Origin of the sequence: Caballeronia sp. LZ008, assembly GCF_031451435.1 — a bacterium.
Lineage (GTDB): Bacteria > Pseudomonadota > Gammaproteobacteria > Burkholderiales > Burkholderiaceae > Caballeronia > Caballeronia zhejiangensis.
The window spans coordinates 86,746-108,208 of record NZ_JARUXK010000004.1 but is presented as its reverse complement, the minus strand read 5'-3'; the positions used below and the strand labels follow the sequence as shown (position 1 = coordinate 108,208).

Sequence of the window (21,463 nt, the reverse complement as noted above, 5' to 3'; positions counted from 1 at the left end):
CGAAACCTATAGGCGTGGCTCACCTCAAGACCTAGGGAATATACCGATGCCTGTCGGCGCGACGCTTCGGACCAGTCTCAAAAATGCGGGATGTGCAACGAAGATGCGCAAAAACGCGCCGGGCGCGAAATGCTCTGTTACGCGCAGTCGCGCTTGCGTCGCCGGGCCTGAAATCATCGGAAATCCGACGTCGTCCACGCGCGAAAAACGGCGCTGACGCCGCGATCCCATTTCGATGGCGTTTTTGTTCTATCGGGTCTTTTCTGGGTTTGGTGCAATGAGCGCCATACCGGAACATCTCGCCAACCCAAGGGACACGCCAATGAACGTCAGCGTCTTCGATCTGTTCAAGATCGGCATCGGACCGTCGAGCTCGCATACCGTCGGGCCGATGATCGCGGCGTGCCGCTTCGCGTCGCATATCGAAGACGCCAATCTGCTCGCCTTCGTCACGCGCGTGCGCGCCGAGCTGTTCGGCTCGCTCGGCGCGACCGGCAAAGGCCACGGCACCGACAAGGCCGTGCTGCTCGGCCTCGAAGGGAATCTGCCCGATCTCATCGATCCGGACGTCATCGCGCCGCGTCTCGCGGAAATCCGCGCGACGAAGCGCCTGAAGCTGCTCGGCAAGCACGATGTGATGTTCGAGGAGCGCGAGCATATCGGCTTCTATCGCAAGCTGATGCCGGGCGCGCCGGGATCGAGCATCGTGCATCCGAACGGCATGCGCTTTCAGGCGTTCGACGAGAACGGCCAGCTTCTCGTCGAGAAGGAGTATTACTCGGTCGGCGGCGGCTTCGTCGTGAATCGCGAAGGCGATCGCGTGAACGGCTTGCGCGCGGCCAATACGGTGCCGTATCCGTTTCGCACCGGCGACGATCTCATGCGCGTCTGTCAGGAGACAGGTCTGTCTATCGCCGACGTGACCATGCAAAACGAATGCGCGAATCGCAGCGAATCCGAAGTCCGCGAAGGCATGCTCGCGGTGTGGCGCGTGATGGCCGCGTGCGTGGAGCGCGGCTGCAAGGAGCGCGGCGAGCTGCCCGGTCCGATGCAAGTCAAGCGCCGCGCCGCCGATCTGTCCGCGTCGCTGCGGTCGCGCTCGGAAGAGTCGCTGCGCGACCCGCTGTCGATGCTCGACTGGGTCAATCTCTATGCGATGGCCGTCAACGAAGAGAACGCGGCGGGCGGCCGCGTCGTCACCGCGCCGACCAATGGCGCGGCCGGCGTGATTCCCGCCGTGCTGCATTACTACGTGAAGTTCATGCACGGCTCGAACGATGACGGCATCGTGCGCTTCCTTCTGACAGCCGCGGCCATCGGCATCATTTACAAGGAAACGGCGTCGATCTCGGGCGCGGAAGTGGGTTGCCAGGGCGAAGTCGGCGTCGCCTGTTCGATGGCCGCCGCCGCGCTCGCCGCCGTCATGGGCGGCACGCCCGCGCAAGTCGAAAACGCCGCGGAAATCGGCATGGAACACAACCTCGGCATGACGTGCGACCCCGTTGGCGGCCTCGTGCAGATTCCGTGCATCGAGCGCAATGCGATGGGCGCGATCAAGGCGATCAACGCCGCGCGCATGGCGATGAAGGGCGACGGCAAGCATTACGTGTCGCTCGATTCGGTCATCAAGACGATGCGCGAAACCGGCGCGGACATGAAGACGAAATACAAGGAGACGTCGCGCGGTGGCCTCGCCGTGAACGTCATCGAATGCTGAATTCAGGACCCCACGAAGGAAGAGAAACACCATGAGCCGCTATTCCATCTTCAGCCTCTTACGCAACGGCATGTCGTATCACGAGAACTGGGAGCGCCAGTGGCGAAGTCCCGAGCCGAAGCGCGAGTACGACGTGGTGATCGTCGGCGGCGGCGGTCATGGTCTCGCGACCGCGTATTACCTCGCGAAGGAGCACGGCATCACGAACGTCGCGATTCTCGAGAAGGGCTGGATCGGCGGCGGCAATACCGCGCGCAACACGACCATCGTGCGCTCGAACTATCTGTGGGATGAATCGGCGGCGTTGTACGAAAAAGCGATGAAGCTGTGGGAGGGCCTCTCGCAAGACCTCAACTACAACGTGATGTTTTCGCAGCGCGGGGTGATGAATCTCGCGCATACGCTGCAGGACGTGCGCGATACCGAGCGCCGCGTGAACGCGAACCGTCTCAACGGCGTCGATGCCGAGTTCCTCACGCCGCAGCAGATCAAGGAAATCGAGCCGACGATCAATCTCAACAGCCGCTATCCGGTGCTGGGCGCGTCGATTCAGCGTCGCGGCGGCGTCGCGCGTCACGATGCGGTCGCGTGGGGCTTCGCGCGCGGCGCGGATCGCGCGGGCGTCGACATCATCCAGAACTGCCAGGTCGTGGGCATTCGCCGCGACGGCAGTCAGGTGACGGGCGTCGATACGACGAAGGGTTTCATCAAGGCGAAGAAGGTCGCGGTCGTCACGGCGGGCAACACGACGACGCTCGCCGACATGGCCGGCGTGCGCCTGCCGCTCGAAAGCCATCCGTTGCAGGCGCTCGTGTCGGAGCCGATCAAGCCGGTCGTGAACACGGTCGTGATGTCGAACGCGGTGCATGCGTACATCAGCCAGTCCGACAAAGGCGACCTCGTGATCGGCGCGGGCGTCGATCAATACACGGGCTTCGGTCAGCGCGGCAGCTTTCACATCATCGAAGGCACGCTGGAAGCGATCGTCGAGATGTTCCCCGTGTTCTCGCGCGTGCGGATGAATCGTCAGTGGGGCGGCATCGTCGACGTATCGCCGGATGCGTGCCCGATCATCTCCAAGACCGACGTGAAGGGTCTGTACTTCAACTGCGGATGGGGCACGGGCGGCTTCAAGGCGACGCCGGGTTCGGGCTGGGCCTACGCGCACACGATCGCGAAGGACGAGCCGCATCCGCTGAACGCGCCGTTCTCGCTCGATCGTTTCTATACCGGTCATCTGATCGACGAACACGGCGCGGCTGCCGTGGCCCACTAATCGCATTAGGAGCGAAAAACATGTTGCTGATCGAATGCCCCTGGTGCGGGCCGCGCGCCGAAACCGAATTTTCCTGCGGCGGCGAAGCGGATATCGCGCGCCCGCTCGACACCGAAAAGCTATCCGACCGCGAGTGGGGCGACTACCTCTTCATGCGCAAGAATCCGCGCGGCGTGCATCGCGAGCAATGGAATCATGCGCAAGGCTGCCGCCGCTGGTTCAAAGTGCAGCGCGATACGGTTTCATATGAAATTCAAGGCTACGAGACGTTCGACCGTCCGCTGGCTGTGATGCATGACAACGGAGGCACGTCGAAATGAGCCAGAAAGACCGACTCGGCATGGGCGGGCGCATCAATCGTGCGATTCCCGTCACCTTCACGTTCAACGGCAAGACGTATCAGGGCTTCGAAGGCGATACGCTCGCGTCCGCGTTGCTCGCGAACGGCGAGCGCTTCGTCGCGCGCAGCTGGAAGTATCACCGTCCGCGCGGGATCATCACGGCGGGCGTCGAAGAGCCGAACGCAATCGTGCAACTCGAAACCGGCGCGTACACCGTCCCGAATGCGCGCGCTACCGAAGTCGAGCTGTATCAAGGGCTCGTCGCGCAGAGCGTGAACGCGAAGCCGAACATCGAAAACGATCGCATGGCGGTCAATCAGAAGATCGCGCGCTTCATTCCCGCAGGCTTCTACTACAAGACGTTCATGTGGCCGCGCAAGTTGTGGCCGAAATACGAGGAAGTGATTCGCGATGCAGCGGGTCTCGGCGAAGCGCCGAAGCAACTCGATGCCGATCGCTACGACAAGTGCTTCGCGCATTGCGACGTGCTCGTGATCGGCGGCGGACCTTCGGGTCTCGCGGCGGCGCATGCGGCGGGTTTGTCGGGCGCGCGCGTGATTCTCGTCGACGATCAGCGCGAACTCGGCGGATCGCTTCTGTCGTGCCGCGCGGAGATCGACGGCAAGCCCGCGCTGCAATGGGTGCAGAAAATCGAAGGCGAACTGCGCAAGATGCCCGATGTGAAGGTTCTTTCGCGCAGCACGGCGTTCGGTTATCAGGATCACAACCTCGTCACGGTCACGCAGCGTCTGACGGAACATCTGCCGGTATCGCGCCGCAGCGGCACGCGCGAACTGATGTGGAAAGTGCGCGCGAAACGCGTCGTGCTCGCGACCGGCGCGCACGAGCGCCCGATCGTTTTCGGCAACAACGATCTGCCGGGCATCATGCTGGCGTCGGCGGTGTCGACGTATCTGCATCGCTATGCGGTGATGCCGGGCCGCAACGCCGTTGTGTTCACCAACAACGACGACGCATATCAATGCGCGCTCGATCTGAAGGCGGCAGGCGCGGATGTGACCGTCGTCGATCCGCGTCCGGCCGAATCGAAGGGCACGTTGCCGGCGGCCGCGCGACGCTACGGCGTGCGCGTGCTGAACAACGCGGTCATCACGGCTGCGCGCGGCAAGCTGCGGGTTGCATCGGTTGAAGTGGCTTCGTACGACAAAGGCCAGGTCGGTCAGAAGCAGACAGACCTGCCATGCGATCTCGTCGCCATGTCGGGGGGCTGGAGCCCCGTGCTGCATCTCTTCGCGCAATCGGGCGGCAAGGCGCACTGGCACGAAGAGAAAGCGTGCTTCGTGCCGGGCAAGGCGATGCAACTGGAGAGCAGCGTCGGCGCATGCGCGGGCGAGTTCTCGCTGTCGCGCGGCATTCGCCTCGGCGCGGATGCGGGCGCGGAAGCGGCGCGCGCCGCGGGTCATATCGTCGTGAAGCCGGCTGCCGTGCAAGTCGCTGAAATCGTCGAAGCGCCGATGTTGCCGCTGTGGATCGTCGGCAACAAGGAATTGTCGACGCGCGGTCCGAAGCAATTCGTCGACTTCCAGAACGACGTGTCGGCGGCCGACATCTATCTTGCGGCGCGCGAAGGCTTCGAATCGGTCGAGCACGTCAAGCGTTATACGGCGATGGGCTTCGGCACCGATCAGGGCAAGCTCGGCAACATCAACGGCATGGCGATTCTCGCGCAAGCCTTGGGCAAGACGATTCCCGAGACCGGCACGACGACGTTCCGCCCGAATTACACCCCTGTCACTTTCGGCACGTTCGCGGGCCGCGAGCTGGGCGAGTTTCTCGATCCGGTGCGCAAGACCGCGATCCACGAATGGCACGTCGAGAACGGCGCGATGTTCGAGGATGTGGGCAACTGGAAGCGTCCCTGGTACTACCCGAAGGCGGGCGAGGACATGCACGCGTCGGTCGCGCGCGAGTCGCTCGCGGTGCGTCAGAGCGTCGGCATTCTCGATGCATCGACGCTCGGCAAGATCGACATTCAAGGCCCCGATTCGGCGAAGCTCCTGAACTGGATGTACACGAATCCGTGGAGCAAGCTCGAAGTCGGCAAGTGCCGTTACGGGCTGATGCTCGACGAGAACGGCATGATCTTCGACGATGGCGTCACGGTGCGTCTCGGCGAACAGCATTACATGATGACGACGACCACCGGCGGCGCGGCGCGCGTGCTGACGTGGCTCGAACGCTGGCTGCAGACCGAATGGCCCGACATGCGCGTGCGTCTCGCATCGGTGACGGATCACTGGGCGACCTTCGCGGTCGTCGGACCGAACAGCCGCAAGGTGCTGCAGAAAGTGTGTCACGACATCGACTTCGCGAACGCGGCGTTCCCGTTCATGAGCTATCGCGATGGCACGGTGGCGGGCGCATCGGCGCGCGTGATGCGGATCAGTTTCTCGGGCGAGCTCGCGTATGAAGTGAACGTGCCCGCGAATGTCGGACGCGCGGTGTGGGAAGCGCTGATGCTCGCGGGCGCTGAATTCGACATTACGCCGTACGGCACGGAAACGATGCATGTGCTGCGCGCGGAGAAGGGCTACATCATCGTCGGACAGGATACGGACGGCTCGATGACGCCCTACGACCTCGGCATGGGCGGGCTTGTCGCGAAGTCCAAGGACTTCATCGGCAAGCGCTCGCTCACGCGTTCGGACACTGCAAAACAAGGGCGAAAGCAGTTCGTCGGCCTGCTCACCGACGATCCTTCGTTCGTGCTGCCGGAAGGCGCGCAGATCGTCGCGGGACCGTTTCAGGGCGATACCGCGCCGATGCTCGGACACGTCACGTCGAGCTATTACAGCCCTATTTTGAAGCGCTCGATTGCGTTGGCCGTCGTGAAGGGCGGTCTGGAGAAGATCGGCGAATCGGTCATGATTCCGCTCGCGAACGGCAAGCGGGTCAACGCAAAAATCACCAGTTCGGTGTTCTACGACAGCGAAGGAGCACGTCAGCATGTTGAATGAGATCAAAGGTTCCTCGACGGTCGTCGATCGCGCAATCAGCGGACAGGGTGTGTGGCAGGAGTCTCCGCTCGTCGGCGCGGATGCATTGATGAAGACGCATCAGTCGGGCTCGCCGAAAGCGTTTCGTCTGGCCGAGCGGCCGTTCCTCGAACTCGTGAACGTGCGTGGCGATACGCGCGATCCGGCGTTCGCGAAGGCGGTGCAGAGCGTGATCGGCTGCACGCCGCCCGAGAAGGCGAACACTATTGCGCGCGGCAACGGTTATACGATGCTGTGGCTCGGTCCCGATGAATGGCTCGTGCATTCGGATACGGCGCACGATGCATCGCGTCCCGCGCCGCTCGAAGCGAAACTGCGCGACGCGTTCGTCGGACAGTTCTCGGCGGCGGTGGATATCGGCAGCGGTTATACGGTGCTCGAAATCGATGGCCCGAAGACGCGTGACGTGCTTTCGCGCGGTTGTCCGCTCGATCTGCATCCGAAGGTTTTCGGCGAAGGACAATGCGCGCAGAGCCATTACTTCAAGGCATCGCTTACGCTCGTTCCGCTGGGCGGCGATCGCTTCGAGATAATCGTGCGCCGCAGCTTCGCCGATTACTTCGTGAAGATGATGCTCGACGCCGCCGCGCCGTTGCTCTCATGAAGCCGTTCGAACCGCTTGCCGCGGGTGGCCTGGGCTGGCGCGTGATCGTCGATGAGTTGATCGTGGAGACGCGCGTCGGCTTGTATGAGCATGAGCATGAAGGGCCGCAGCCCGTGTGCATCGATGCGAGCCTTCGTTATCGCGGCATGCCGCATGAATCGGACGATGGTCTCATTGATTACGAGGCGTGGTGCAATCGCGTGAGCGCGTTTCTTGAAGGGAAGGCGCATACGCGCTTGCTGGAGACGCTCGCGGTGGAGATCGCCGCGTTGTCGTTCGAAGAGTGGCCGGCGCTGGATGCGCTTACTTTGGTGCTGCACAAGCCGAAGATTCGTGAGGGCACGAAGCGGCTTGGGCTTGAACTCGACTGGCGTCGGGCGGATTTCGATGCTTGGCGGTCGCGCGTCGATGCGTGGGATGCGGCTGTAGTCCGGCGATGAACGCGTCGCGTGATTCGGCTGCGCAGCTCTCCGAACGTGCATGCAAGAAGCATGATGCGGATGCGGCGCTTAAGCTGCTGGATCGAAGTATCGCGCTGAAGCATCGGCGGATTGCGTTGATTCGGTATCTGCATGCGCAGTATCTCGATGCGCCGTTAGAGGCCAGGCATCATGAGTATGTGAGGGTCGTGGCGGCGCGGTTGAGCGCGGAGGCGGTGGTTAGGGTGGTGGAGGCGGCTAGGGGGAGGTTTGGGGGGAGTTGAAGCTCCGCGGGGGCGGAGGAATGCGACGATCGAGCCGTGCGCGGAGATAGACCTTGGCGTGCCACATGGCGGCATGGGTGCCGCAGTGGTTCCTCCGCATGCGCGGAGATAGACCCGATTTGTGTCCACACACCTACAACCCCCGTTAGCCCCCTCCGCCCAAGCGGAGCTCCCCCCTCAAACCCCCACCAACCCCCCCTTCGCCCCCACCACCTCCCGCGCCCGTTTCCCCCGCGCCACAAAATAAGCCGTCTCCGCCCGCCCCAACGCAGCAACGCCTCTAATCCGATCCGCAATCTTCTCCGCCAACATGATCGTCGGCGCATTGAGATTCCCGGTCGTAATCTGCGGCATGATCGACGCATCCACGACGCGCAATCCTTCCATCCCATGCACGCGTCCTTCGCCGTCGACGACAGCCATATCGTCATAACCCATCTTGCACGAGCACGAAGGGTGAAAAGCCGTCTCCGCCTTCGCCCTCACGAACGCATCGAGTTCCGCATCGCTTTGCAGATCATCCGACGGATGCAACTCCCGCCCGCGATATCGCGCGAGCGCCGGCTGCCGCATGATCTCGCGCGTAATCCGAATGGCATCGCGAAACTCACGCCAGTCGAGCGGATCGGCCATGTAGTTGAAAAGAATGCTCGGATGCGCGTTCGGATCGCGCGACTTGAGCTTCACGCGCCCCCGACTCGGCGAGCGCATCGATCCGACATGCGCCTGGAACCCATGCATCTTTATCGGATTCGAGCCGTTGTAATTGATCGCGACCGGAAGAAAGTGGTACTGGATGTTCGGCCAAAGATCCTCGTCGCGCGTGCGGATGAAGCCGCCCGCTTCGAACTGATTGCTCGCGCCGATGCCCGTCCCGTTCAGCATCCATTCGAGCCCGATCGCCGGCTGATTCCACCACTGCAACGCCGGATATAAGGACACCGGCTCCTTGCATTCGTACTGCATGTACATCTCGAGATGATCCTGCAAGTTCTCACCGACGCCCGGCAGATCATGCACGACAGGAATCTCCAACTCCTTCAGCCAGTCAGACCGTCCGACGCCCGAGCGCTGCAACAACTGAGGCGATGCAATCGCGCCGCTGCACACGAGCACTTCGCGCCGCACATGCGCCGTCACGCGCTGCCCGCCATGCAGATAAGCAACGCCGATAGCCCGCTTACCCGAGAACAACACGCGATCCGTGATCGCATGCGTCACGATGGTCAACCCGGCACGATGCTTCGCGCGATCCAGATACCCGCGCGCCGTGCTCGCACGACGTCCCTTCGCGGTCACGGTGCGATCCATCGGACCGAAGCCTTCCTGCTGATAACCGTTGAGATCCTCGGTACGCGGATAACCCGCCTGCACGCCTGCCTCGACCATCGCGGCGAAAAGCGGATTGTTGCCGGGCTTGCTCGTCGTCACATGCACGGGACCATCGCCGCCGTGATACGCATTCGGTCCGATATCGCGCGTCTCCGCTTTGCGGAAATACGGCAGACAGTCGAGATAACTCCAGTTCTCGAGACCGGGCATCGACGCCCAGTTGTCGTAATCGAGCGCATTGCCGCGGATATAACACATGCCGTTGATCAGCGACGATCCGCCCAGCCCCTTGCCGCGCCCGCACTCCATCCGACGGTTGTTCATATGCGGCTCGGGCTCGGTTTCATAGGCCCAGTTGTATCGCCGCCCTTGCAGCGGATAAGCCAGCGCCGCAGGCATCTGCGTGCGAAAGTCGAAGCGATAATCCGGCCCGCCCGCTTCGAGCAGCAGCACCGTCACGTCTTCGTCTTCCGTGAGACGCGACGCGAGCACGTTGCCCGCCGATCCCGCACCGACGATGATGTAATCGTATTCGTTCGCGCTCATCGCACATGCTCCTTAAAACACAGGCTGATAGGGACCGAGCTCGACCTGCACGGACTTTATGCGCGTAAAGGCGCTCAGCGTGACGATGCCGTTTTCGCGCCCGACGCCCGATTGCTTGTATCCGCCGACGGGCATTTCCGCCGGCGACTCTCCCCACGTATTGATCCAGCAGATGCCCGCTTCGAGCCGATGAATCACGCGATGCGCGCGCGACAGGTTCTCCGTCACGACGCCCGCCGCGAGGCCGTAGTCAGTATCGTTGGCGCGCGCGATGACTTCGTCTTCGTCATCGAACGCGAGGATGCTCATCACAGGCCCGAAAATTTCTTCGCGCACGATGCGCATGTCGTCGCGGCAATCAGCGAACACGGTCGGCTCGACGTACTGGCCGCGCGCGAATGCGCCGTCGGTCATGCGCCCACCGCCCGCGACGAGCCGCGCGCCTTCGCGCTTGCCGCTCTCGATATACGTCAGCACCTTCTGCAACTGCGCGGCGCTCGCGAGCGGCCCGAAATTCGTCCGCGGATCATCGGGCGCGCCGATGCGAATGCGCTTCACGCGTTCCATCACGAGCGCTTCGAACTTGCCGATGACACCGCGTTCGACGAACACGCGCGTGCCGTTCGTGCATACCTGTCCGGAACTGAAGAAGTTCGCGCTCATTGCGATATCGGCGGCGCGTTCGAGGTTGGCGTCGTCGAATACGATGAGCGGCGACTTGCCGCCGAGTTCCATCGTCACTTCCTTGAGCGTCGATCCGCCCGCGCGCGCCATCACTTTCTTGCCGGTTTCGACGCCGCCCGTGAACGATATCTTCTCGATGCCCGCATGTTCCGCGAGCATCGCGCCTACGCGTCCGTCGCCATGCACGACATTGAAGACGCCCGCGGGCACGCCCGCTTCCGTATAGATTTCCGCGAGCTTCGACGCAGTCAGCGGCGTGATTTCGCTCGGCTTGAAGATCATCGCGTTGCCCGCCGCGAGCGCGGGCGCGGATTTCCAGCACGCGATCTGAATCGGATAATTCCACGCGCCGATGCCCGCGCAAACGCCGATCGGTTCGCGCCGCGTATAAACGAACGACGATTCGCGCAGCGGAATCTGCTCACCTTCGATGGCCGTCGCGAGCCCCGCGTAATACTCGATGACATCCGCGCCCGTGACGATATCGACGGCGCGCGTCTCCGCGATCGGCTTGCCGGTATCGCGTGTTTCGATCGCGGCGAGTTCGTCGTTGCGCGCGCGCAGCAGATCGACCGCGCGGCGCAGGATGCGCGAGCGCTGCATCGCGGTCATCGCGGCCCATTCGCGCTGGCCTTCGCGCGCCGATTTCACCGCGCGATCGATATCCGCCTGCGACGCCCGCTGCACGCGCGCGAGCGTTTCGCCGGTCGCGGGATCGAGCGTGTCGAAGGTTTCGCCGCTTGTCGCATCGACGTATTCGCCGCCGATATAAAGCCGTTGCTCTCCGAATGCGGACATGTCGCGCTCCTTTCCTTGAATGTGATTAATCAGCCGTGCGCTTCCAGCACGAGGTCGATGTATTCGTAAGCGAGCCGCAGCGCGCCCTTCGTGTCGAACGGCTCGCCGGCCAGCGCGCCGCGCAGCCACAGGCCGTCGATCAGCGCGGCGAGGCCGCTTGCGGCGCGGCGCGCGGCGGGCTTCGTCAAGGCACGCGCGAAATCCGCGCACAGGTTCGAATGCAGACGCCGCGTGTTCACGCGCTGCAGCCGGCGCAATTCCGGCTTGTGCATGCTTTCCGACCAGAACGCGAGCCAGGTTTTCATGACGGGCCCGTTCACCTGTTCGACATCGAAATTCGCCGCGACGACCGCGCGCAGTTTCGATCGCGGATCGGGCTTCGCGGCTTTGCGGCGGCGCGACGTGCCTTGCCATAGCGAGCGCAGCACATGGCGCATCGTGGCTTCGAGCAGACCGTCCTTGTCGCCGAAGTAATGGCTGACGATGCCCGTCGACGTGCTCGCGCGCTGCGCGACCGAAGCGAGCGTCGCGCCGGAAAGTCCAGATTGGTCGATGGTATGCAACGTGGCGTCGATGAGTTGCGCGCGGCGGATATCGCGCATTCCGAGCTTGGGCATGGTCCTTTCGTGACTGACGATGTGCGCCGATACTATTTTTTTTATTTTGAACGGTCAATCAATAAAAACCGGGTCGAAAGGTTTTCTGCGCGCGATGTCGGTTTCAGTCAAACGTGCGTCGCATTGAGTGCGAGTCGCGGCGTCGCGAGAGCGCTACCCTCGTTGCACGGGCGCGGTCATCGGTCGGATGGTTCGCGCATGCCGTCCACGAAACAAGGAGACGATCAATGAGCAGCAATCGCGGCGTCGTGTATCTGGGGCAGGGCAAGGTCGAAGTGCAATCCATCGACTATCCGAAGATGGTCGATCCACGCGGGCGGGACATCGGCCACGGCGTCATTCTGAGGGTCGTCAGCACGAACATTTGCGGCTCGGATCAGCATATGGTGCGCGGCCGCACGACAGCGGAAGTCGGCCTCGTGCTCGGCCATGAGATTACGGGCGAAGTGATCGAAGTGGGGCGCGATGTCGAGACGCTTGCCATCGGCGATCTGGTTTCGGTGCCATTCAACGTCGCGTGCGGCCGTTGTCCGACGTGCAAGGCGCAGCATACGGGCGTGTGCCTGAACGTGAATCCGTCGCGTGCGGGCGGCGCGTATGGCTATGTCGACATGGGCGGCTGGATCGGCGGTCAGGCGGAATACGTGATGGTGCCGTACGCGGACTTCAATCTGCTGAAGTTTCCCGACAAAGCGCAGGCGATGTCCAAGATCCGCGATCTGACTTGCCTCTCCGACATTCTTCCGACGGGTTACCACGGCGCGGTGATGGCGGGCGTGGGGCCGGGCTCGACGGTGTATATCGCGGGCGCGGGGCCGGTCGGGATGGCGGCGGCTGCGTCGGCGCGCTTGCTGGGCGCGGCTTGCACGATCGTCGGCGACATGAACGAGGAGCGTCTTGCGCATGCGCGCGCGATGGGCTTCGAGACGATCAACCTGTCGAAGGATGCGACGCTCGGCGAGCAGATCGAGCAGATTCTCGGCAAGCCGGAAGTGGATTGCGCGGTCGATTGCGTGGGTTTCGAAGCGCACGGTCACGGCAGCGATGCCGGTCACGAAGCGCCCGCGACGGTGCTCAATTCGCTGATGGAGATTACGAAGGCGGCGGGCGCGATCGGGATTCCGGGTCTTTACGTGACTGACGATCCCGGTGCGGTCGATGCTGCGGCGAGGAAGGGGAGTTTGAGCATTCGCTTCGGGCTGGGCTGGGCGAAGTCGCATTCGTTCCATACGGGGCAGACGCCGGTCATGAAGTACAACCGCAATCTGATGCAGGCGATTTTGTGGGATCGGTTGCCGATTGCCGATATCGTCAATGTGACGGTGGTTTCGCTCGATGAAGCGCCGGATGGGTATCGGAAGTTTGATGGCGGAGCGCCGAGGAAGTTTGTTATCGATCCGCATGGGTTGTTGAAGGCGGCTTGAGCCTTTGTTTTTGCCCCCGGCGGGTTGGGGGCCTTCGGTTTTCTTGTTGTTGCCGGATCCCGTGATCGCGTCGGTCTATTAGCACGGCCCCCGTGCGGGGCGGCACCTACTTTCTTTGCCGCTGCAAAGCTGGGTTTGGCGTTTCGTTTCTTTTCGCCGGATCCCGTGTTCGTGTCGGTCTATTAGCGTTGCCCCTGTGCGGGGCGGCACTCACTTTCTTTGCTGCTGCAAAGAAAGTAAGCAAAGAAAGCAGCTCGTCACGGCCCACGGTCACACGCAATTTGGGTAGTCCTCTCGTCACAGGCGGCACTCGCCTAAAGAGTGCCCTCAAACACCTAATCGGGCGTGGCTCGCGCACGGTCTGCCGCCCAATAACTTCGAGGGCGCTGGTTCAGCACGAAATGGCTTCGGCACAGCGCTACGCGCTGCCGCTGGGTCTGCAAGGGAAACCAAAAGGGCGGCGATTGCAGTGAGATGGAGACGTTAGTAGAGCAGCACGCGCGGACCCGATTGACCGGTCGGCCGCGAAGCGGGCTGGAGCTATTTGGTGCTGAACCCGTTTGGTGTGTGGTGCGATGGTTCAGACCGTGCGCGATCCAAGCCCGGTTGGGCCTATGAGGGCACTCTTTAGGCAGCCCACGATGGACGAGAGGACTACCCAAATTGCGTGTGACCGCGGGCGTATCGGAAGCTGCTTTCTTTGCTTACTTTCTTTGCAGCAGCAAAGAAAGTGAGTGCCGCCCCGCACAGGGGCAGTGCTAATAGACCGACACGAATACGGGATCCGGCGAAACCAAGCCAAGCCAACCGACCCGGGCTCCGGCGAAACCGGCATCCGGCAAAACCCGAACCAAGCGAAAACCACAAGGCAAAAAGCAAGAAAACCGCGTCATACTAGGACGCATGAAGGCCGATTACCTCCGAACCGCGCTTTCCTTCCGCCTGGCGGCCCCCTCCGATGCTGCGGAAATCGCGCGCATCCACGTGAAGGCCTGGCAGGCCGCCTATCGTTCCATCTTCCCCGCCGAATACCTCAATTCGCTTTCCATTCCGAAACGCCGTGCCCTCTGGTCCGAGCTGATCGCGCGCGGCATGCCCCGCATAATGCTCGCCGAACGCGACGACATCATGCTCGGCTGGATCGCATGGGGCCCGTCACGCGATAACGACAAAGGCAGAACGGATGCCGAAATTGAAGCCATCTATATCGACCCGGCACACTGGCGCCAGGGCGCGGGAAGAATGCTGATCGATGAAGCGATCAACGCCGCGGCAAGCGAAGGCTATCGGGAAATGACGCTCTGGGCGCTCGAAGAAAACGTGCACGGCCTGCGCTTCTACAAGGCGCTCGGCTTTGCACTGGACGGCGTGTTCCGCACCGAAAGACTCGGCGGATGCGAAGTCTGCGAAACGCGCCTTCACATGGCGATCTGAACGCTCAGGCCACCATCGCGGGAACGGCAGCCAGCGGCGGCACCTGCTTGCGCCGCTCGCGCGTCGGCGCCGTGCCGAACGCATCGCGATAGCTCTTCGAGAAATGACACGCCGACTGAAAACCGCACGCCATCGTGATGTGCATGATCGACATGTCGGTCTGCAGCAGCAATTCACGCGCGCGCCGCAAGCGCAACGTCAGATAGTAGTGCGTCGGCGTCATGCCGAGATGTTCGCGGAATAGCCGCTGCAGTTGCCGTTGCGACATGCCCGCGAGCCGCGCCAGTTCCTCGCGCGACAACGGCTCTTCGATGTTGTTCTCCATCAGCGAGATGACTTCGAAGAGCGACTTGTTCGCGGACCCCAGACGCGCGACGAGCGGCATCCGCTGCTGCGCGCTCGTATCGCGCACATGCTCGACGATGAACTGCTCCGCGATCTGCGTCACCCGCGCGGTGCCGACGCGTGCCGCGATCAAGTTCAGCATCATGTCGAGCGGCGCGACGCCGCCCGTACACGTCACGCGATCGCGATCGACCACGAACAGCTCTTTGAGAAAGCGCGTGTCGGGAAACTCTTCTTTAAGCGCCGACATGTTTTCCCAGTGAATCGCGCACGCATAGCCGGCGAGCAAGCCCGCGCGCGCCAATGCATACGTGCCGGTGCAAAGCGAGCCGAGCACGCTGCCCGTGCGCGCGAAACGGCGCAAGGCAGAAAGATGCGCGGGCGTAGTCGCACGCTGCACGTCGATGCCGCCGACCACGAACACGATGTCGGGCTGCCCCACGCATTCCACCGGACCGGTATCGACGGAAAGCCCGTTGCTCGCCGTCACCGGCCCGCCCTCCGGACTCACGATCGACCAGCGATACAACGGCTGCCCCGTCAAGTAGTTCGCCATGCGCAGGACTTCGATCGCATTGGTGAACGCGATCATCGTGAAGTTAGGAAGCGGCATGAACGCGAAGTGTGACAGCGACGCCGTGCGATCGGAGGACATGTGAGAACTGATTCCTTGGAATCTATTGAGTGGCGCCGTCACGCGCGGCGCTTACCACGCTTGCAATTTTGGTTGCGAGTGCAACTACCATGCCATCAGGCTAAACCCTGATCGATGAAGGGCATCGCGCATGCTCCGCTGCGCGCTCGCACTGACGCGGGGCCAGGCGCCGCAAGACATGCACTACAGCAGCGCACGATCGTTCCGATGCAGTGCAACAGCCCACACAAAAAATTCGCTACACCGAAAAGGAATTCGCCACTTGTCGAAAACAGACGCGCATGTCGGAAAAGGTAAAGAACACGTCTGAATTCGTAAATTGACCGGCACGGCGAAAGTCAAGAATAGACGCAACGACGAAAGCGACGTCGAACGACCCCCACCTCTCAGGCGACACGGAGCACACCACGATGAGCACCCTCCACAACGACAGCATCATCATCGACGGACTGAACATCTCGAAGTTCGAGCGCTCCGTGTTCGAAGACATGAGAAAGGGCGGCGTCACCGCCGTGAACTGCACCGTGTCGGTGTGGGAAGACTTCCAGAAGACCATCGACAACATCGCGGAAATGAAGCAGCAGATCCGCGAATACAGCGAAATTCTCACGCTCGTCCGCACGACCGACGACATCCTGCGCGCAAAGAAGGAAAACAAGACCGGCATCATCTTCGGCTTCCAGAACTCGTATGCGTTCGAGGACAACCTCGGCTATATCGAAGTGTTCAAGGAGCTGGGCGTGAACGTGGTCCAGCTTTGCTACAACACACAGAACCTCGTCGGCACGGGTTGCTATGAACCGGACGGCGGTCTGTCGGGTTATGGCAAGGAAGTGATTCACGAGATGAATCGCGTCGGCATCATGGTCGATCTCTCGCACGTCGGCGCAAAGACGTCTTCCGATGCGATCGCCTGCTCGAAGAAGCCCGTCACGTACTCGCACTGCTGTCCGTCGGGACTCAAGGATCATCCGCGCAACAAGAGCGACGATCAACTGCGCGAGATCGTCGATGCGGGCGGCTTCGTCGGCGTGACGATGTTCTCGCCGTTCCTCAAGAAAGGCCCGGATGCAACGGTCGATGACTATCTCGAAGCGATCGAATACACCATCGATGTCATCGGCGAAGACAACGTCGGTATCGGCACGGACTTCACGCAAGGCTATAGCACCGAATTCTTCGACTGGATCACGCACGACAAGGGCCGTTATCGCCGCCTGACGAACTTCGGCAAGGTCGTGAATCCGGAAGGCATTCGCACGATCGGCGAATTCCCGAACCTCACCGCTGCAATGGAAAAGGCCGGCTGGAGCGAATCGCGCATCAAGAAAGTGATGGGCGAAAACTGGATGCGCTTCTTCGGCGAAGTCTGGAACGTCTGACCGTCAACGACAAATAAACAGGAACCCCGCGATGCAACCGCAACTGCCTATCGATGTCGATCCGCAAACCGGCGTCTGGACCACCGACGCGCTGCCGATGCTCTACGTGCCGCGCCACTTCTTCACGAACAATCACGTCGCCGTCGAAGAAGCGCTCGGCCGCGATACGTATGCCGAGATTCTCTACAAGGCCGGCTACAAGTCCGCGTATCACTGGTGCGACAAGGAAGCCGAGAAGCACGGCATCAGCGGCATGGCGTGCTTCGAGCATTACCTGAAGCGCCTGTCGCAACGTGGATGGGGACTCTTCACGATCGTCGAAGCCGATCCTGCGACATCGCATGCGCGCATTCATCTGCATAACTCGTCGTTCGTGCTCGCGCAGCCCGGCAAAGAGGGCAAGCTCTGCTACATGTTCGCGGGCTGGTTCGCGGGCGCGATGGACTGGGTCAACGACACGGCTCCCGACAGTGCGAAGAAAGGTCCGCGCTCGAAGTCGATCGAAACCCAATGCGCGGCGGAAGGCCATTCGCATTGCGTATTTGAAGTGTCGCCGCTGTAAGCAAAGCTCAACTCCGAGGTCGATCGCGATGCGTTACCCGAACCTTTTCAAGCCTCTTCAGCTCAACAAGCTCACGTTGCGCAACCGCATCGTCAGCACCGCGCACGCGGAGGTCTATGCCGAACCGGGCGGTCTGCCCGGCGACCGCTATATCCGCTATTACGAGGAGAAAGCGAAGGGCGGCGTCGGCCTCGCCGTGTGCGGCGGTTCGAGCCCGGTGTCGATCGACAGTCCGCAAGGCTGGTGGAAGTCGGTGAACCTCGCGACCGACAAGGTTATCGATCCGCTCTCGCGTCTCGCCGAAGCCATGCATCGTCATGGCGCGTTCATCATGATTCAGGCGACGCACATGGGCCGCCGCTCCGCATGGCACGGCGAGCACTGGCCGCATCTGATGTCGCCGTCGGGCGTGCGCGAGCCGGTGCATCGCGGCAACGCGAAGATCATCGAAGTGGAAGAGATCAAGCGCATCATCCAGGACTTCGCGGCGGCCGCGAGGCGCGTGAAGGATGCAGGCATGGACGGCATCGAGATCTCGGCGGCGCATCAGCATTTGATCGATCAGTTCTGGAGCCCGCGCACCAACTTCCGTACCGATGAATGGGGCGGTTCGTTGGAGAATCGTCTGCGCTTCGGGATGGAAGTGCTGAAGGCCGTGCGTGAAGAAGTGGGCGCGGATTTCTGCGTCGGCCTGCGCATGTGCGGCGACGAATTTCATGAAGACGGTCTCTCGCACGAGAACCTCAAGGAGATTGCGCAGGCGATGTCCGAAAGCGGCCTCATCGATTATGTCGGCGTGATCGGTTCGGGCGCGGATACGCACAACACGCTCGCCAACTGCATGCCGCCGATGGCGCTGCCGCCCGAGCCGTTCGTGCATCTCGCCGCGGGCATCAAGTCGGTCGTGAAGCTGCCGATCATGCATGCGCAAAGCATTCGCGATGCGGGACAGGCCGAGCGTCTGCTTGCAAACGGCATGGTCGATCTCGTTGGCATGACGCGCGCGCAGATAGCCGATCCGCATATGGTCATCAAGATTCGCGATGGCCGCGAAGACGAAATCAAGCAGTGCGTCGGCGCGAACTATTGCATCGATCGCCAGTACAACGGTCTCGACGTTTTGTGCGTGCAGAACGCCGCGACATCGCGCGAACAGACGATGCCGCACGTCATCGAAAAGACGCGTGGCCCGAAGCGCAAGGTTGTCGTGGTCGGCGCGGGGCCTGCCGGTCTCGAAGCGGCGCGCGTCGCGCGTTCGCGTGGTCATGATGTCGTGCTGTTCGAGAAGAACGATTATGTCGGCGGTCAGATCATGCTCGCCGCGAAAGCGCCGCAGCGCGAGCAAATGGCCGGCATCGTGCGCTGGTTCGACATGGAAACGAAGCGCCTCGGCGTCGATCGCCGTCTCGGTGTCGCCGCCGACGAGAAGATGATCATGGCAGAGAAGCCGGACATCGTCGTGCTCGCGACGGGCGGTTCGTCGTTCACCGAACAGGTTCCTGCGTGGGGCGTCGAAGAAGGTCTCGCCGTGAGTTCGTGGGACATTCTTTCGGGCAAGGTCGAGCCGGGCAAGAACGTGCTCGTCTACGACGGCGTATCGACTCATGCGGGCGCGGGCGTAGCGGACTTCATCGCGTCGCGCGGCAATAACGTCGAGATCGTCACGCCCGATGTCAAAGTCGCCGACGACACCGGCGGCACCACGTTCCCGATCTTCTATCGCCGTCTCTATGCGCAAGGCGTCATTCATACGCCTAACTACTGGCTCGACAAGGTCTACGAGGAAAACGGCAAGAAGATCGCCGTGATCCGCAACGAGTACACGGAAGAGCAGGAAGAGCGCGCGGTGGATCAGGTCGTGATCGAGAACGGCATCACGCCGAACGACGCGCTCTACTGGAAGCTCAAGCCCGAGTCGCTCAATCGCGGACAGATCGACGTGCACACGCTGTTCGCATCGCTACCGCAGCCGTCGTTGAGCGAAGAGCTCGGCAACGGACGCTTCCTGTTGTTCCGCGTCGGCGACTGCATCTCGATGCACAACATCCACAGCGCGATCTACGATTCGCTGCGCCTCTGCAAAGACTTCTGACGAGGTATTCGACGATGAACCCCGTGTTTGTCATCACCGCGCTGTTGTGGCTTTCGATGGCGGGCCTCGCGTTCGCCTTGCTCAAGCGCGCAGCGTACTGGCGCGAAGGCCGCGCGACGACGGCCGGCGCCTATGGATGGGCGAATCTGCTGACTATTCCGAAGCGCTATTTCGTCGATCTGCATCATGTCGTGGCGCGCGATCCGTATATCGCGAAGACGCACGTCGCGACCGCGGGTGGCGCGATCCTCGCGATGGCGCTCGTCTTCGTCAACTACGGTCTCGCGATCTATTCGGTGTGGCTCGACCGCGCGATTTTCCTCGCGGCGATCATCATGTTCGTCGGTGCGATGTTCGTGTACAAGCGGCGTCGCGCGAAGGACGTGCCCGCGCGTCTGTCGCATGGACCGTGGGACAGCCTGCCGTTGCTGCTCGGTTCGTTCGCGCTCGGTCTCGCGTTGTTCATGCTGCTGCCTGCATCGTGGATGTCCGGCGCGCTCGCGATCATCGTCGCGTTGCTGATCGCGGCGGGCGCGTACACGATGACCTTCGGCGCGGCGCAAGGCGGCCCGATGAAGCACGCGATGGCGGGTCTGCTGCATCTCGCGTTTCATCCGCGTCAGGAGCGTTTTCACGCGAAGGACGAAAACGAACGCGAAGTCGTGCCGCCGACGGCGCTCAAGAAGCCCGTGCTCGATGCGAAGGAATATGGCGTCGGGAAGCCGGTCGAGTTTCGCTGGAATCAGTTGTTGAGCTTCGATGCCTGCGTGCAGTGCGGCAAGTGCGAGGCCGCGTGTCCCGCGTTCGCATCGGGTCAGCCGTTGAATCCGAAGAAGCTGATTCAGGATCTGGTCGTCGGCATGGTCGGCGGATCGGACTCGCAATACGCGGGTAGCCCGACACCCGGCATTCCCGTCGGCAGGCATTCCGGCGGTCCGGCCAAGCCGCTCATCTCGCAGATGATCGAAGCGGACACGATCTGGTCGTGTACGACGTGCCGCGCGTGCGTGCAGGAGTGCCCGATGCTGATCGAGCACGTCGATGCGATCGTCGACATGCGCCGCAATCAAACGCTCGTCGAAGGCGATGTGCCCGGCAAAGGCCCGATCACGCTCGCGAACCTGCGCGAGACCGGCAGTCAGAACGGTTTCGATATCGGCGCGCGCTACGACTGGTCGGTGGATTTGCAAGTGCAGGTCGCGCAGCCGGGACGCCCTGTCGATGTTCTGCTGATCGCCGGCGAAGGCGCATTCGACATGCGCTATCAGCGCACGCTGCGCGCGCTCGCCAAAGTGATGAACAAGGCGGGCGTCGATTACGCGGTGCTCGGCGGCGTCGAAACGGATACGGGCGACACGGCGCGGCGTCTCGGCGACGAAGCCACGTTCCAGCAATGCGCATCGAAGCTGATGAACACGCTGTCGCAATACCAGTTCCGTCGCATCGTCACGGCCGATCCGCATGTGCTGCATAGCTTGCGCAACGAATATCGCGCGCTTGGCGGCTACTACGAAGTGCAGCATCACACGGCGTTCATGGCGGAGCTCGTCGCGAGCGGCAAGCTCACGCCGAAGGCCGCCGCCGTGCTCGCGGACAAGAAAATCACGTACCACGATCCGTGCTATCTCGGCCGCTACAACGGCGAGACGGAAGCGCCGCGCAAGTTGCTGAAGACCATTGGCATCAAGGTCGTCGAGATGGAGCGTCATGGCATGCGCGCGCGTTGCTGCGGCGGTGGCGGCGGTGCGCCGCTGACGGATATCCCCGGCAAGCAGCGCATTCCCGATATCCGCATCGCGGATGCGAAGTCGGTCGGCGCGGAAGTCGTCGCGGTCGGTTGCCCGCAATGCACCGCGATGCTGGAAGGCGTGGTCGGTCCTCGTCCCGAAGTGCTCGACGTGGCGGAACTCGTCGCTGCGGCCTTGGAGTGAAGC

17 protein-coding genes are annotated in these 21,463 nt (G+C 62.3%); 13 read left to right on the top strand and 4 right to left on the bottom strand.

What is annotated here, in order from left to right; translation table 11 throughout:
- Positions 1–322: 322 nt before the first annotated feature.
- Genes QCE49_RS25210 through QCE49_RS25180 form a run of 7 tightly spaced genes read left to right on the top strand, consistent with a single transcriptional unit; the run spans position 323 to position 7,658 of the window.
- Positions 323–1,717 (top strand): L-serine ammonia-lyase, encoded by a 1,395-nt coding sequence (locus tag QCE49_RS25210; protein WP_008354177.1) that lies wholly within the window; start codon positions 323–325, stop codon positions 1,715–1,717.
- Positions 1,718–1,748: 31 nt separating this feature from the next.
- Entirely contained in the window at positions 1,749–2,993 is a 1,245-nt protein-coding gene (locus QCE49_RS25205) for a sarcosine oxidase subunit beta family protein (protein WP_008354176.1), read from the top strand.
- 20 nt (positions 2,994–3,013) lie between these two features.
- Complete coding sequence (locus QCE49_RS25200) at positions 3,014–3,313, top strand: sarcosine oxidase subunit delta (protein ID WP_175982376.1); 300 nt, start codon at positions 3,014–3,016, stop codon at positions 3,311–3,313.
- Positions 3,310–6,312, top strand: coding sequence for a sarcosine oxidase subunit alpha family protein (locus QCE49_RS25195; protein WP_250457889.1), 3,003 nt, complete (start codon positions 3,310–3,312; stop codon positions 6,310–6,312). Before QCE49_RS25200 ends, QCE49_RS25195 begins: the two co-directional genes overlap by 4 nt.
- Positions 6,302–6,955: a sarcosine oxidase subunit gamma gene (locus QCE49_RS25190; protein WP_175982377.1), complete on the top strand. Its 654-nt coding sequence runs from the start codon at positions 6,302–6,304 to the stop codon at positions 6,953–6,955. The genes QCE49_RS25195 and QCE49_RS25190 overlap by 11 nt, the downstream gene beginning before the upstream one ends.
- A complete protein-coding gene (locus QCE49_RS25185; RefSeq protein ID WP_250457885.1) occupies positions 6,952–7,395 on the top strand; it encodes a dihydroneopterin aldolase in 444 nt (147 codons plus the stop codon). Before QCE49_RS25190 ends, QCE49_RS25185 begins: the two co-directional genes overlap by 4 nt.
- Entirely contained in the window at positions 7,392–7,658 is a 267-nt protein-coding gene (locus QCE49_RS25180) for a hypothetical protein (protein ID WP_008354170.1), read from the top strand. Before QCE49_RS25185 ends, QCE49_RS25180 begins: the two co-directional genes overlap by 4 nt.
- 177 nt (positions 7,659–7,835) lie before the next feature.
- Here the strand turns inward: QCE49_RS25180 and betA are convergent, their stop codons facing one another.
- Genes betA through betI form a run of 3 tightly spaced genes read right to left on the bottom strand, consistent with a single transcriptional unit; the run spans position 7,836 to position 11,635 of the window.
- Complete coding sequence (gene betA / locus QCE49_RS25175; protein WP_250440855.1) at positions 7,836–9,536, bottom strand: choline dehydrogenase; 1,701 nt, start codon at positions 9,534–9,536, stop codon at positions 7,836–7,838.
- A gap of 12 nt (positions 9,537–9,548) precedes the next feature.
- The gene (gene betB, locus QCE49_RS25170; protein ID WP_175982380.1) at positions 9,549–11,018 is read right to left on the bottom strand and encodes a betaine-aldehyde dehydrogenase; all 1,470 of its coding nucleotides are present in this window, start codon (positions 11,016–11,018) and stop codon (positions 9,549–9,551) included.
- A 29-nt stretch (positions 11,019–11,047) separates the two neighbouring features.
- On the bottom strand, positions 11,048–11,635 hold the full coding sequence (gene betI, locus QCE49_RS25165) for a transcriptional regulator BetI (protein ID WP_008354158.1): 588 nt from the start codon (positions 11,633–11,635) through the stop codon (positions 11,048–11,050).
- 227 nt (positions 11,636–11,862) lie between these two features.
- Here betI and fdhA point away from each other — a divergent pair, with 227 nt between their 5' ends.
- Entirely contained in the window at positions 11,863–13,059 is a 1,197-nt protein-coding gene (gene fdhA / locus QCE49_RS25160; RefSeq protein WP_008354157.1) for a formaldehyde dehydrogenase, glutathione-independent, read from the top strand.
- 903 nt (positions 13,060–13,962) lie between these two features.
- The gene (locus tag QCE49_RS25155) at positions 13,963–14,493 is read left to right on the top strand and encodes a GNAT family N-acetyltransferase (RefSeq protein ID WP_008354156.1); all 531 of its coding nucleotides are present in this window, start codon (positions 13,963–13,965) and stop codon (positions 14,491–14,493) included.
- A 4-nt stretch (positions 14,494–14,497) separates the two neighbouring features.
- Here QCE49_RS25155 and QCE49_RS25150 read toward each other — a convergent pair whose 3' ends face one another.
- Positions 14,498–15,493, bottom strand: a complete 996-nt coding sequence (locus QCE49_RS25150; protein WP_008354155.1) for a GlxA family transcriptional regulator — start codon at positions 15,491–15,493, stop codon at positions 14,498–14,500.
- Positions 15,494–15,903: 410 nt separating this feature from the next.
- Between QCE49_RS25150 and QCE49_RS25145 the strand changes: the two genes are divergently transcribed.
- From QCE49_RS25145 to QCE49_RS25130, 4 genes are read left to right on the top strand one after another with little or no spacing between them, the layout of a single operon-like run.
- Entirely contained in the window at positions 15,904–16,875 is a 972-nt protein-coding gene (locus tag QCE49_RS25145) for a dipeptidase (RefSeq protein WP_008354153.1), read from the top strand.
- A gap of 31 nt (positions 16,876–16,906) precedes the next feature.
- On the top strand, positions 16,907–17,437 hold the full coding sequence (locus QCE49_RS25140; RefSeq protein ID WP_008354152.1) for a DUF5943 domain-containing protein: 531 nt from the start codon (positions 16,907–16,909) through the stop codon (positions 17,435–17,437).
- Positions 17,438–17,465: 28 nt separating this feature from the next.
- On the top strand, positions 17,466–19,529 hold the full coding sequence (locus tag QCE49_RS25135) for an NADH:flavin oxidoreductase (protein ID WP_250436319.1): 2,064 nt from the start codon (positions 17,466–17,468) through the stop codon (positions 19,527–19,529).
- Between the two features lie 14 nt (positions 19,530–19,543).
- Entirely contained in the window at positions 19,544–21,460 is a 1,917-nt protein-coding gene (locus QCE49_RS25130) for a (Fe-S)-binding protein (RefSeq protein ID WP_250459198.1), read from the top strand.
- Positions 21,461–21,463: the final 3 nt, after the last annotated feature.